Annotated in this window: 15 protein-coding genes; 10 read left to right on the forward strand and 5 right to left on the reverse strand. The window is 42.9% G+C overall.

Going from position 1 to position 12,927, the window contains the following annotated elements; all coding sequences use genetic code 11:
* Positions 1-83: 83 nt before the first annotated feature.
* From KKA81_12795 to KKA81_12815, 5 genes are read left to right on the forward strand one after another with little or no spacing between them, the layout of a single operon-like run.
* Entirely contained in the window at positions 84-2,399 is a 2,316-nt protein-coding gene (locus KKA81_12795; protein MBU2651806.1) for a DNA translocase FtsK, read from the forward strand.
* An 8-nt stretch (positions 2,400-2,407) separates the two neighbouring features.
* Positions 2,408-3,043, forward strand: coding sequence for an outer membrane lipoprotein carrier protein LolA (locus KKA81_12800; protein ID MBU2651807.1), 636 nt, complete (start codon positions 2,408-2,410; stop codon positions 3,041-3,043).
* Positions 3,044-3,072: 29 nt separating this feature from the next.
* Positions 3,073-3,615 carry an RNA polymerase sigma factor gene (locus KKA81_12805; protein ID MBU2651808.1) on the forward strand — a complete coding sequence of 181 codons (543 nt, stop codon included), beginning with the start codon at positions 3,073-3,075 and terminating at the stop codon, positions 3,613-3,615.
* Positions 3,616-3,651: 36 nt separating this feature from the next.
* Complete coding sequence (locus tag KKA81_12810) at positions 3,652-4,107, forward strand: hypothetical protein (GenBank protein MBU2651809.1); 456 nt, start codon at positions 3,652-3,654, stop codon at positions 4,105-4,107.
* Between the two features lie 9 nt (positions 4,108-4,116).
* Positions 4,117-4,632 carry a hypothetical protein gene (locus tag KKA81_12815; protein ID MBU2651810.1) on the forward strand — a complete coding sequence of 172 codons (516 nt, stop codon included), beginning with the start codon at positions 4,117-4,119 and terminating at the stop codon, positions 4,630-4,632.
* Here the strand turns inward: KKA81_12815 and KKA81_12820 are convergent.
* The gene (locus KKA81_12820; GenBank protein ID MBU2651811.1) at positions 4,629-5,189 is read right to left on the reverse strand and encodes a hypothetical protein; all 561 of its coding nucleotides are present in this window, start codon (positions 5,187-5,189) and stop codon (positions 4,629-4,631) included. The genes KKA81_12815 and KKA81_12820 overlap by 4 nt on opposite strands.
* Positions 5,190-5,291: 102 nt before the next feature.
* Here KKA81_12820 and KKA81_12825 point away from each other — a divergent pair, with 102 nt between their 5' ends.
* Genes KKA81_12825 through KKA81_12845 form a run of 5 tightly spaced genes read left to right on the forward strand, consistent with a single transcriptional unit; the run spans position 5,292 to position 9,179 of the window.
* Positions 5,292-5,552, forward strand: coding sequence for a hypothetical protein (locus tag KKA81_12825; GenBank protein ID MBU2651812.1), 261 nt, complete (start codon positions 5,292-5,294; stop codon positions 5,550-5,552).
* Positions 5,552-6,148 (forward strand): nicotinamide riboside transporter PnuC, encoded by a 597-nt coding sequence (gene pnuC / locus KKA81_12830; protein MBU2651813.1) that lies wholly within the window; start codon positions 5,552-5,554, stop codon positions 6,146-6,148. The genes KKA81_12825 and pnuC overlap by 1 nt, the downstream gene beginning before the upstream one ends.
* Positions 6,129-6,659, forward strand: a complete 531-nt coding sequence (locus KKA81_12835) for an ATP-binding protein (GenBank protein ID MBU2651814.1) — start codon at positions 6,129-6,131, stop codon at positions 6,657-6,659. Before pnuC ends, KKA81_12835 begins: the two co-directional genes overlap by 20 nt.
* Before the next feature lie 37 nt (positions 6,660-6,696).
* The gene (locus KKA81_12840) at positions 6,697-7,890 is read left to right on the forward strand and encodes a glycosyltransferase (GenBank protein MBU2651815.1); all 1,194 of its coding nucleotides are present in this window, start codon (positions 6,697-6,699) and stop codon (positions 7,888-7,890) included.
* Positions 7,891-7,901: 11 nt separating this feature from the next.
* A complete protein-coding gene (locus KKA81_12845; GenBank protein MBU2651816.1) occupies positions 7,902-9,179 on the forward strand; it encodes a polysaccharide biosynthesis C-terminal domain-containing protein in 1,278 nt (425 codons plus the stop codon).
* 7 nt (positions 9,180-9,186) lie between these two features.
* On the opposite strand, the gene KKA81_12850 is transcribed toward KKA81_12845, so the two are convergent.
* The 4 genes from KKA81_12850 to KKA81_12865 form a co-directional block, all read right to left on the reverse strand.
* Positions 9,187-10,002: a class I SAM-dependent methyltransferase gene (locus KKA81_12850; protein ID MBU2651817.1), complete on the reverse strand. Its 816-nt coding sequence runs from the start codon at positions 10,000-10,002 to the stop codon at positions 9,187-9,189.
* Between the two features lie 26 nt (positions 10,003-10,028).
* Complete coding sequence (locus KKA81_12855; protein MBU2651818.1) at positions 10,029-11,528, reverse strand: hypothetical protein; 1,500 nt, start codon at positions 11,526-11,528, stop codon at positions 10,029-10,031.
* 8 nt (positions 11,529-11,536) lie between these two features.
* A complete protein-coding gene (locus KKA81_12860) occupies positions 11,537-11,914 on the reverse strand; it encodes a hypothetical protein (GenBank protein ID MBU2651819.1) in 378 nt (125 codons plus the stop codon).
* Between the two features lie 84 nt (positions 11,915-11,998).
* A complete protein-coding gene (locus KKA81_12865) occupies positions 11,999-12,541 on the reverse strand; it encodes an isoprenylcysteine carboxylmethyltransferase family protein (protein ID MBU2651820.1) in 543 nt (180 codons plus the stop codon).
* Between the last annotated feature and the right edge of the window lie 386 nt (positions 12,542-12,927).

A 12,927-nucleotide genomic window follows, 5' to 3' on the forward strand; every position in this document is an offset into this window, starting at 1 on the left:
AAGATAGTAACGTTCCCGAACAGGGAAAAGGGAAGACCAGGAAAAAAAAGCAAACCCGGGCTTCAAAAGAAAAGGGCGGTTTCATTACCTTTTTGAAAAGCGATAGTCTCAAAAGGGTAACGGGATTCTCCCTTTTCCTGGCTTCCCTATATCTTCTGTTGGGTTTTACATCCTATCTGATTGCATGGTTTGGGCATAACGCCAATGATCTTTTCGGTCAAACCCCTTTTACAAACATTGTCCTCGATGGAACATTAAGAACGGATAACTGGGGAGGCAGACTCGGAGCCTATTTGTCGCATCTCTTTATCAAGGAATGGTTCGGCATTGCTTCCTACCTGATTCTGCTTGTCCTTTTCAATACAGGATTCAGGATGTTGTTTGGCATTACGTTGCTCAAACCGGGTAAAACATTCCGGCTTTCTTTCATCGGACTGATTTTTTTCTCTGTTGCTTTCGGATACATTTTTTACAGTAACTCATTCCTGGGGGTTCTTGGAGGTATTTTTGGACACCAGTCAACCACCTGGCTTAACGGTTTCATCGGCAGGGTAGGAACAGCATTCCTGTTGCTATTTGTTTTATTTGCAGTTCTGGTATTTTCTTTCAGGATAAGGTTTAAACCCTGGAAGAAAAAAACCCGGCCAGAAACCCTGCCGGAAGAAGAGGAAGAAGATAATACTACCAACGGAAACAAGTTTAAAGAAGATAAGTACAATACCGTAGAGTTCTCTGTTACTGAAGATGAAGACTTTCCGGCATCAAACAACCATACGGAAGCCCCACCACCTCCTGAAGATCCTGATCCTGAAGCCGAGGAAGATATCGAACTGACTATAGAACCTACAAAAGAAGAAAAGGTCACCCTTTCAGACCATCAGACCATCGACACCCTATATGACCCGACCCTTGACCTTTCGAGTTACGTTTATCCTACCCTCGACTTACTCGATGCCTATCAGGATGACAATGTAAGGGTCAGCAAAGAAGAACTGGAACGAAATAAGAACAGGATCGTGGAAACCCTCCAGAATTATTCCATCCAGATTGAAAAGATCAAAGCCACCATAGGGCCTTCAGTAACTTTATATGAAATTATTCCTGCACCAGGGGTCAGGATATCCAAGATAAAAAACCTGGAAGACGATATCGCCTTAAGCCTGAGCGCATTAGGCATCAGAATCATCGCTCCGATCCCCGGTAAGGGTACCATTGGTATTGAAGTCCCTAACCAGGTAAAGGAAACTGTCCCTATGAAGTCCATCCTGGGATCTGAGCGATTTCAGTCATCGCGCTATGAATTACCTTTTGGGCTTGGGAAAACCATATCCAATGAGAGTTTTGTTGCCGATCTGGCCAAGATGCCACATATTTTAATGGCCGGGGCAACAGGTCAGGGAAAATCCGTAGGATTGAATGCCATCATCACTTCCCTGCTCTACAAGAAGCATCCTTCGCAATTAAAATTCATCATGGTGGATCCCAAAAAGGTCGAGTTAACACTCTTCTCAAAGATTGAAAGACATTTCCTGGCAAAACTGCCCGACAGCGAGGAGGCAATCATTACCGACACACGCAAGGTAGTCAGGACACTGAATTCGCTTGGGATAGAAATGGACAACCGCTACGAGTTGCTAAAGGATGCCCAGGTCAGGAATATTAAGGAATACAACGAGAAGTTCGTTAGCCGCAAGCTTAATCCGAACGAAGGCCACCGTTACCTTCCATACCTGGTAGTTGTGGTTGATGAGTTTGCCGATCTGATCATGACGGCGGGAAAAGAAATTGAGAATCCCCTGACCAGGCTGGCCCAGTTGGCCCGTGCAGTTGGCATACATCTGATCATTGCCACGCAGCGGCCTTCGGTGAACATCATCACCGGAACCATAAAGGCTAATTTCCCCGCACGAATTGCCTACCGTGTAATCTCAAAGATCGATTCGCGAACCATACTCGATTCGGGCGGCGCAGAACAACTGATTGGCAGGGGAGATATGCTGCTGGCAACGGGAAGTGATATCATTCGCCTGCAATGCGCCTTTGTGGATACTCATGAGGTTGAACGTGTCACCGATTTCATTGGCTCCCAGCGTGGTTATCCCGATGCCTTCCATCTGCCCGAATTTGCTGATGAAGAAAGTGAAGCCGTTGGAGAATTTGATCCCAATGAGCGTGATGAGCTCTTCGATGATGCAGCCAGGATTATTGTGCAAAATCAGCAGGGATCAACATCACTGCTGCAACGAAGACTCAAACTGGGTTATAACCGGGCCGGCCGTATCATCGACCAACTTGAGGCTGCAGGTATAGTAGGCCCCTTCGAAGGCAGTAAAGCAAGAGAAGTCAAAGTTAAAGATGAGTATATTTTGGAACAGATTTTGAGAGATTTGGATAAATAGTTATCATTATGCTGAAACATTTCCTTTTTATCATTTTCCTTGTCGCAGGAACAGCCCTGACAGGGCAAAATAAAAAAGCCGACGCCATCCTGGAAGATCTTACCAAAAAACTCGACAGTCATAAATCGGTGGATGTGCATTTTTCTTATATTCTGAAAGATGCCAACCAGTTAACAACGGATGAAGGCAAAGGAACCCTGCTGATCAGCGACGATAGGTACCGTCTTAAGATCATCGGTCAGCAAGTGTTCTGTGATGGAGAAACAATCTGGACTTACATCGAAGATGCCGAAGAAGTGCAGATTAATACCGCAACAGAAGATGAAGGTATGATTACCCCATCTAACCTGCTTACCTTTTACAACGACCATTACAAAGCCAAAGCGGTTAAGGAAGAAGATTTTAAAGGAAAAACCGCATATATCATCGAACTGAAACCCAATGAGGATAAAAATCACGCCTCAGTTGATTTTTATATAGATAAGGAGAATAATGAAATCCTTAAGATCGTCCTTTTCGACAAAAATGGCGGAACCACAGAATACAACCTGGATAAAATGGACTGGGATATTCCCGTGAAACCAGGTGATTTTTCGTTTAATGCAGATGATTATCCCGATATTGAAATCATCGACATGAGGTGATTTGACTCCATCCAAAAAAAAAGTCAAGCGTGCCCGATACTTCCGACCAGGAAATATTATTATTGATCCGGAACGAAAGTACCCGAAACAGGGGCTTTGAAATTCTGGTAAGGAAATACCAGCAAAAAGTTTACTACCTGATCCGGCGAATGGTTTTATCACATGATGATGCAGATGACATCTCCCAGGATGTTTTTGTCAAGGTTTGGGAAAATATTCACAACTTCAGAGAAGAATCGAAATTGTTTACATGGATCTACCGGATTGCAACCAACGAAGCCCTGAATTTTTTAAAACAAAGCGAAAGAAAAAGGATAATGTCGGAAGGAGCAGGATTGCCATCTACCTCAGTTTCGCAGGATCCCTACTTCAGCGGCGACGAGATACAGGCTAAATTTTATGATGCTATCCGCCTTTTACCCCCCAGACAGCAACTGGTCTTTAACCTAAAGTATTTCGAAGAACTCAAATATGAAGAAATATCGGATATCTTAAATGTTTCAACCGGCGCTTTAAAAGCTTCCTATCATCATGCAGTCAAAAAAATCATGAACTTTCTCGACCCGGGTTAAACCTTTCGGTAATGATCCGGTCAAAACAATACATTTATGAATAATAAAACAGGAAATAGTATTAATAAAGAGAATGACCTACCGGTTGTTTTAAAAGAACTGAAGGATGCTGAAGTCTTCAAAACACCGGAGGGATACTTCGGAAATTTTGCCGAACGCGTATCAGCCAGGATAAACGAAACTCCGGTAAGAAAAGTTTGGTGGGGATTTCGCATATCCCGTGTTGCCGCCCTTATCGTGATCATGATCATGATCGGAGGAGGGATAGCAGGTTTATGGTATGGATCATCACAAAGGCAGCTTTCAGAAGACTCTTATTACCATCATTATATAGAATTATCGGATATCCAGGAAAGCGATCTTTTGTATGAATTCATGGATTATGAGGACCTCGACTACACCAATCTCATTACTGAAGAAGATCAGGATGCTATCCTGGACCAGATACTTGCTGACAATCATATTGAAAAGCTATTCCTGGATGACAAATAAACCTTAAATATGAAAACACACTTGATCAACAAAGTATGGTTTGCTGTTCTTGCTCTATGTATCACAGCAACCGCAGTACAGGGACAAACGGAAGAAGAACCCCGGCCCAGGCCTGACAGGGAATCAATTGGCAGATCCTGGGAGGTGATGCAAGCCATAAAAATCTCGTATCTCGAGAAAAACCTCAATTTAACGGATGAAGAAGCCGACACTTTCTGGCCTTTGTACCATGAGTATGAAAGGAAAAAGAAAAACGTATTTAAAGATATGCTGAGCGAAAAGCCCGACACGGAAAGCATTGCCAAAATGAGTGATGAGGAAATAAAGACCCTGGTTATGAAAAAAATTGCCTATGACCAGGAATTGCTCGACATGGAAAAAGCCTTTTATGAAAATCTATTCAAGGTTTTACCTGCTCAAAAAATCGCCAGGTATTATCATGCAGAAAAAAATTATAAAAGACACCTGATCGACAAGATGCCTCATGGTCCGCGTCCCGGGCCTGATAAGCCGCCCAGGGACTAATTACCTTCCTGCCATTTCTGGAACTGGGGCAACAGGCTAACCGTTGATTCATCCGGTTGCATGATGGAAGTCACCAGCCTGAGAACAGATTCCTTCTCCGGCCAAAAGACAACCGGCATGACTTCACCGCCATACTCCCCGTTCGATGCAAGATATTCCTCGCCATCGAAGGTGCTTTTTATACAAAACATATACGGCCCCATGTCTTTATGACGATATAAGCGTGCACCTTCAAGGCTGGAAAACTCAACCACAACTTCAGCGCAAAGAACACCGTCTTCCTCAAAAAGCCTCTTTTCTATATTTGTAGCCATGGGATAATCCTGTTCCAACTGCTCTCCGACATAATATGTCTTGATCATTTCGGCAAAATCGGTTTCCGACATATCCTGCCCGTCTTCCATGCTCGACATAATGTTGAAATACTTGATGGTCAGCTTCCCTGAATTTGCCCCGGTGAACTCAAAGGTATATTCTTTCTTTTCAACCGTAAGGCAACTGCTCAAAATAACCGACATCAGCAGTATAATACCAAGAAACGACATAATCTTTTTCATAGGGAAGGATTTAGGTTACCGAAGATATTTAATTGTAATTTTGACATAAAAATAACACATATTTAACCATCTGATCATAATTGCTTAAAATAATTTATCCGTATGAAAATTTCCGTTGAGATTAGCTTCTATCCACTAAACCGTGAGTACGTCCCCCCTATCCGGTCATTTATCGACAGAATCAGGAAAAACAAGGCGCTGACCGCCAGAACCAACGGCATGAGTACACAGATATTCGGTGAATATGATGAAGTGATGGATACTCTGAAGCAGGAGATCAGGGAATCATTCCTGGAACCGCATTGCGTATTCGTAATGAAAGTAGTCAATGCTGATTTGGATGTGGCAACGGAAAATCGCTGATGAACGAAACGATATCCTGGATTTCAGGAAACTATATTGAATTAATAGCAGCGGCGCTGGGACTGGTGGCCATCATCCTTCAGATCAGACAGCATATCCTGTACTGGCCTGTTAGTATAGTTTTGGTAAGCCTTTATATTTATGTTTACATCCATGCCAAATTGTATGCCGACATGTCACTGCAGGTATATTATCTTGGAATAAGCTTTTATGGATGGTATCATTGGGCTTTTGGAAAAAGAAATGGCACGGGAGAGAAGTTACCTGTCAGCTTTGCCTCCCTGAAAGTCATGATGGTTTCATTGGTGGTCGCTGTAGTATTGTTTTGGACAATCTCGGCAATACTCATTCACTATACCGATTCCGACCTTCCCTATTGGGATGCCTTTACAACAGCCCTCAGTTTCGTTGCAACCTGGATGCTTGCCCGGAAGATTATCGAAAACTGGCTGGTTTGGATTGTAGTTGATGCAGTATCGGTTGGAATCTATATTTACAAGGGCCTCTACCCTACTGCCATATTATTCACCGTGCTAACCATACTGGCCATAGCCGGTTATATTTCCTGGAGGAAAGATGCAGCGAGACAAGGATAAAACAATCAGGATAGCCATTACAGGACCAGAGTCGACCGGAAAATCTGAGTTGGCCAAAACACTTGCACAACATTACAGTACCCTGTGGGTGCCTGAATATGCCCGGGAATACCTGGAAAATATCCATCGCCCCTATAATGAAGATGATATTCTGCTCATTGCAAAAGAACAGAAGATAAGGGAAGACAAAACCCTTAGAATGGCTAAAAGATTCCTTTTCTGTGACACAGAAGCTTTGGTCACAAAAATCTGGAGCATAGTCAAATACGGTCATTGTGATCCCTGGATCCTGGATCAGATAAATTCAAATCCACACGATCTGTATTTACTATGCAACATCGACCTTCCCTGGGAAGAAGACCCGCTCAGGGAGCACCCAGATAAACGGGAATACCTCTTTAACCTTTACGTGAATGAACTGAAGGTAAACAAGCTCCCTTACGGATTGGTTTCAGGTTTTGGTGTTAACAGGCTGCAAAACGCAATTAATATTATTGAGCAAGCGTTTTAGTTTTTTATTTTTGCAGGTATATCACTTAAAAATAAGCATGGATCAACGCACAACCGCCCCTAAGCCACATGTTTTATATTTGCCGAGATGGTACCCCCACCGTTACGATCCAATGCCCGGACTTTTCATCGAACGTCATGGTATCTCCGTTTCCACTTACTTCAGAGTAAGCGTTTTATATATCCATCAGGATGAAATGATCAGCAACGGTAAAGCTGAGATCATCGAAAGTTCGGATGAAATGTTAAACGTGGTAAAGATATATTATCCTAAATCGAAAACAGGCATCGGCGTTCTGGACAAATTACTGAATATCTGCAATTTTCATAAATATCACAGAAAAGGCATAAACCTCATTTCCAAACGGCACGGAAAACCCAACCTCATACATGTTCATGTACTTACCCGGCACGGGATCATTGCCTTATTGCAAAAATGGAGACAGGGTATACCTTATGTGATTACAGAACATTGGACCCGTTATCTTCCCCTTACCAATTCGTACAGGGGCTTTCTCAGGAAAATAGCAACCCGGATGGTGGCCGCGAATGCCTCTGCTATCATGCCCGTTTCTGAAAATCTTCGTGATGCCATGATTGATTGCGGCATCAAAAACAGAAACTACATTGTGATTCCAAATGTAGTGGACATGAAAATGTTCAGAATCCAAAAAAAGGAAAAAGACAGAATGATCAAGAGGATAATCCATGTTTCCTGTTTCGACGACCGCCAGAAGAATATCAGCGGGATATTGCGGGTGTTAAAACGCATGCTTGAAGAGAGGGACGACTTCGCATGCGACATGGTGGGTGATGGCATTGATTATCAAAATCTCCTGGAATATGCTTCAGAACTGAAATTGCCTAAGGAAAGGGTTGTCTTTTATGGATTGAAAGAAAATGCAGAACTTGCTGGTTTAATGGCTCAGGCGGATTTTATGGTTATGTTCAGCAACTACGAAAACCTGCCTGTGGTGATCCTGGAAAGCTATGCATGCGGTGTTCCTGTGCTGTCGTCCGATGTTGGCGGAATTAAGGAACATCTCAACACCGATCTTGGAATACTTATTCGTGCCCGTGACGAAGAAGCATTATACCGGGAAATGAATTACATGCTCAACAACCTTGAAAAATACGATCCCGATAAACTCCGGAAATACGCAATTAATCATTTCAGTAACGAAGTTATCGGAGATCATCTCCGGAGAGTATATGAGTCAGCCATAAAATAAAAATTCATCCATTGTTCGGAAAGATCTTAAACACTTTCGGCACACGATCGCTTGCAGCAGTCCTTAACCTGCTGATTGCTATAATTTTATCCCAGTATATCGGACCTGAAGGCAAAGGACAGCAAGGACTGCTTATCACTACCATCGCCTTGATCCTTGTTTTTTCAAACCTGGTTGGGGGAGCAACACTGGTATACCTGGTTCCCCGGTTCAAAACATCCCAGCTTTTTCTTCCTTCATATTTCTGGAGTGTTATGATAAGCCTGGCAGCGTACGGCATTGTATATGCTTTTCCGGTGATAAGTTCAGAATTCACCCTGCACATTGCCATACTGTCGGCCATTAACTCTTTTGCAAGCATCAACACTACCATCCTGATCGGGAAGGAGCAGATCCGGCAAGCCAATTTCATTTCCCTTCTTCAGCCTCTGCTTATTGTTGTCCTGCTTTTGATTTTCTTTTCCCTTCCTGCTTTTATCAATATTTACGCTTATATTATTGCCTTATATTTTTCCTTTGGGATAAGCTGGCTGACAGGATTATTTTTGCTCAGAAAACTCCCCTTATTGCGTGACTTTCGCTTTCGCGACAGCATACAGGCGATACGTGACCTCTTCCGTTACGGATTCCTGAACCAACTGGCCCATATCACACAGCTTCTCAGCTTCCGTTTAAGCTATTACATACTCAATTCGTTTCATGGGGAAGGAAGTGTAGGGATTTATTCCAACGGCATTGCACTTATGGAGTCGGTATGGCTCATCAGTAAAAGCATTTCGTTGGTCCAATATGCCCGCATTGCGAATCTGGATGATAAAAGCTACTCCCAAAGCCTCACCGTCAGGCTGCTCCAGGTCAGTCTTGTTTTCAGCCTGCTGATCATCCTGCCGTTACTTATCCTTCCTGCATCGGCGTATGTTTACATATTTGGCGAAGGGTTTTCAGGAATAAAAACAGCTATGTGGGCTTTGGCTCCCGGTGTGCTGATCTACAACATTAACATTATTGTGGGCCATTATTTTTCAGGAACCGGCAAGTACCAGTTTAACACTCTTGCCTCAGGCATCGGTCTTGCTGTTTCATTGATCTCATTTTACCTGTTGATACCTGCCTTTGATGTAGCAGGAGCCGGATGGGCTACCAGTATTTCCTATTTCGCAACATCCCTGGTCATCCTGTATTTTTTCAGGAAAGACTATTCTCTATTGAAGAGTGACTGGATATTCGGGAAACAAGGATTCCGACAGATAAGGCAGGAATTAAGGAAAGTGATACACCGCGAAAAATAATACCGTTTCAAGGTTCAAAAGGTATAGAGCGCAAATGCACATTAAAGACTTTATTAATATTCGCAGGGCTGGAAAATGTGCGGGAGGGCCATTCTTTTTTTGAAAACACCGCACAAAGGGTATTGGATACAAAATACAGGTTATTATGATACTGCCGCGGCGTCCCGTCAAGGATACCGGCCATCACCTCATAACGAATTGTTTCCGGATTGCGGGCATAATCATGCCAGACTACAATGCTATCTTCATGTACAAGATGCGTAAAAACTTTTATACTATCGTTTTTAACCATCTCATAATGATGATCCCCGTCGATGAAGATCAGGTCGAATTTGCGGTTTAGTCCCGGATAATCATAATCTACCGAATTCCCCCTGAGATGTACGATATTATCAAACTGACGCGATAATACCCCGTACTGACGGATATATTCTTCGGAGTAACCGGCTTCCCTGATCTCCAGTTGGGATAGGTTCAATGTATAACATTCTTCGGCAATCATGGCAACATTGGCTACACTTTCACCTCTCCAGGTTCCGATCTCAAAATACCTGCAGTTTTCTATCCCTTTTGCTAATCCGCGCAATAAGGCCAGATCGGTAGGCAGGGAACCTCCATCAAGAAATGAGTAGGGAGAAATCAGGTCATCCATTTCACCCCCCAGAACATCACAGATGTCCACCTCAGGAAACCCTTTATCCATACCATATTTTTTACCGATATACTTTTCCCATTCACCACTGTCGTTCAAGACATTGTTAAGCAACCATGGCCGCGTTGCAATTAGTGACAAGGCTTTCAGAAGTTTGGCAAGCTTATTCATCTCCACGTTTCTTTTGGGGCGGCAATTTACCTATTTTTCACATATAAAAGGAAACCCTGATTTGACCATTGAAGGAAGTATTCCTGTTCGAACCTACCCATATAATTCCGTATTGCAGGATCGGAATAAGCCTGATGGATAAGAATGTACTCAGCATCATTTTCTTCAAACCTCGCTTTCATGGAATCAGCATCCTGGTTTTTGGCATTTGCCAGGCTTTTCCTGCCGGTATACAAGGAGAGCACCCTGGGCTTAAAAAATACGATCACAGAGTTTTGGGGAATATTTTGACGGATATACTGCCAACACTCTTCAGAATCGTATTCCTGGGGCCCAGGCATCACATAATCATTCCTTAAAACCGCTTTTTCTGTACCGGAGAAAAATACCACCACCAGGATCATCCCCCCGGCCAGCATCCTATACCGGTAATTCAACCGGATGGCCAGGCGGAAGTCATGTATTCCTTCCAGGAAATAGTACAAAATAAATGGCAACAGCGGCAGGAGAAAACGGAATCCTGAATGACGATAGGGATATACCATAATAACACCAAGGTAACAAAGCACCAATAATTCGACAAAACCGGTCCGCCTCGCTATTCGGTTTACCAGTCCAAGCAATGCAAACACCACCACAAACGACCGGAGCAACAAGGAAAGAAACTGCCATCGCCCGTTTTCAGGATTGAAAAAATGTTCCAATACTCCTATATAATATGTGATATTTTCCAGGATGGTGATCCCCATGGGTTCGGCAGACCATATCCCTGTATACGCGGCCCCTTGCACAAGCGGGATAGGGAAAATGACTCTGTTCAGAAAAAAGTAGGTAACCCAGCTTAATCCTGCAACCGCAAAAGCTTTTGCAAGACAAGGAATCGTTCTGAAAACAGGATTTTTCCGGTTTCGCAACACCAGCACCAGTGACCATAGTGCGAAAGCCATCGGAAACACCCATCCTGCAACCCTTATGGAGATGAGAAAACCGCCCAGTAGCCCCACGATTATAATTCTTTTCCAGGAAGGGTTTTCCTGGCGGAAGACCAATAAAGAAAGACCCAGCAGCAAGGTTGCAAATGGCAGGTCCGACATGATCTCTGTTCTAAACGACAACATCCAGGGATTGTATGCCATCACTAAAACCATGAAAAAAACGATTAGCCCCGGGAAAGCCTGCCTGAGGAAAAGCGCCGACAAAACTGCAAACAGGAACAGAAAAAAAGTGATATAAAGGGTCAGCATATGAATATCGGCTCCCCAAATCGCCAAAACCGGGGAAAGCAGGATAGGAAAGCCTACAGGATAAGCGGGCGGACCCAACACAGGATTGTCGGGATTATAGATATACGGGGTTTCCGACATAGACTTCCCTTCCATTATATTCTGCCCCTGCATGATGTACATGGCAAAATCTCCGCCCCAGTCGTGAGTTTTGAGGATATTGATAAAAAACAATGGTGTTAGCACCAGAATGATCAGAATAATAAATGAATGACGGCGGAAGAAGAAGATAAAGTTTTTCATCCCGGCTGCTAATGTTCATTGGATTTATCAGGACGAATCATGGAATAAAGACTCAGTCCACGGTGCTTATAGCCATTCCAGAAAAGAATAAATCCCGGAACAAGCAAGAGCACTGACAGGAACAGGAGTTCCTGGTTAGCAAAAATGAGAAACCCTGTAAGGGCAATCCCTTCCAGCATAATGATGGCACCGGAGCACATAAAACACCTCCAGGGAAGCATAATGTTTATAAGCAACAGAACCATCACAACTGCAAGCAAACCCATGCCTGCGAAGGAAGCATCATGGTTTTGAATATCTGATAAAAAATGTGCTGCCACGAACCATGCGATAAATCCTATGGTCAGGAGAGAAACAAGATATGATATGACCAATATAGCTTTCATAATTACTGATAATTAATCTCCAACAGAATTGCATTTTCAAAAATAAGGAGAATATTTTTCAGTATCAAGGTAAAAATTACACGCTTAGTTGTTTGATCTCAATTTTATTCCAAAAATATCAGGAATAAGCATGGGAACATCTTTTTTGTATTGGATATATGCTTCACCAAATTCTTTGGTCAGTACTTTTTCCTCATACCGGGATATAATAATATAAAAGATCACAATAAAGACCCAGCAAACAAGTGAAGCAATCGATAGCGTAAAAACTACAAGGCCAAGATATAGCAGGATGGCACCCAGGTAAATGGGATGTCGGACTAATTTAAAAACTCCTTTATTGATAAGTTCCGGCTTTTCGCGTTTCTCACCAAATACGATTTTCATGCCTTGCCTGGCGAAGGCCCATGCAATGGATAATATAACCAGAGCAACCAATCCCCGCAACCATATATGCACGTACTCTGCCGGAAAAGTTGAATACCGCAGGAAAAATGAATCGCTAACCCAGATGAACCCGAATATAAACAATAAGATCAACTGTCCGAGGTCTCCCCAACGGTGTTCGCCGGGAAGATCCGGCCGGCCGTGGTGCTTTTTGGGTTGAAGAGTTTGTGAGGTTGCCATTTAAAATTCATTTATCGAGATTGAATGCAAATATAAAATTAAAATCTATGTGTAACTCATGCTTATTCTGATTGCAAGAAATATTTCACAGATGACCACCGGGGAGTCACAGAATTCAGAGAGTTTCTCATCTATTGGAACCAAAAAAGCAAAGATCAAAGCACATCTCCTGGCCCACATTAGTAATTGACAGTGTATTAAATATCTCGTGGCTCTGTGTAATTTTTTCATAGAGTTACTGAGAAAATACCTGTTAATTACTATTTAACAGTTCAGATTTTCAATTGCCATTAAAGATTTCAACACCTTTTGTTTGATAAGTTTTCCGGGGCATACCGAAGATTATCATTGGGAATACTTATTTTTGCCGCATCATGGGAGAAATG

The organism is Bacteroidota bacterium (genome assembly GCA_018831055.1).
Lineage (GTDB): Bacteria > Bacteroidota > Bacteroidia > Bacteroidales > B18-G4 > M55B132.

Excerpts from the sequence above, each read along its gene's own strand:
- KKA81_12800 (MBU2651807.1), top strand. The coding sequence starts at position 2,408 with ATGCTGAAACATTTCCTTTTTATCATTTTCCTTGTCGCAGGAACAGCC.
- KKA81_12810 (MBU2651809.1), top strand. The coding sequence starts at position 3,652 with ATGAATAATAAAACAGGAAATAGTATTAATAAAGAGAATGACCTACCG.
- KKA81_12815 (MBU2651810.1), top strand. The coding sequence starts at position 4,117 with ATGAAAACACACTTGATCAACAAAGTATGGTTTGCTGTTCTTGCTCTA.
- KKA81_12820 (MBU2651811.1), bottom strand. The coding sequence starts at position 5,189 with ATGAAAAAGATTATGTCGTTTCTTGGTATTATACTGCTGATGTCGGTT.
- KKA81_12825 (MBU2651812.1), top strand. The coding sequence starts at position 5,292 with ATGAAAATTTCCGTTGAGATTAGCTTCTATCCACTAAACCGTGAGTAC.
- pnuC (MBU2651813.1), top strand. The coding sequence starts at position 5,552 with ATGAACGAAACGATATCCTGGATTTCAGGAAACTATATTGAATTAATA.
- KKA81_12835 (MBU2651814.1), top strand. The coding sequence starts at position 6,129 with ATGCAGCGAGACAAGGATAAAACAATCAGGATAGCCATTACAGGACCA.
- KKA81_12840 (MBU2651815.1), top strand. The coding sequence starts at position 6,697 with ATGGATCAACGCACAACCGCCCCTAAGCCACATGTTTTATATTTGCCG.
- KKA81_12850 (MBU2651817.1), bottom strand. The coding sequence starts at position 10,002 with ATGAATAAGCTTGCCAAACTTCTGAAAGCCTTGTCACTAATTGCAACG.
- KKA81_12855 (MBU2651818.1), bottom strand. The coding sequence starts at position 11,528 with ATGAAAAACTTTATCTTCTTCTTCCGCCGTCATTCATTTATTATTCTG.
- KKA81_12860 (MBU2651819.1), bottom strand. The coding sequence starts at position 11,914 with ATGAAAGCTATATTGGTCATATCATATCTTGTTTCTCTCCTGACCATA.
- KKA81_12865 (MBU2651820.1), bottom strand. The coding sequence starts at position 12,541 with ATGGCAACCTCACAAACTCTTCAACCCAAAAAGCACCACGGCCGGCCG.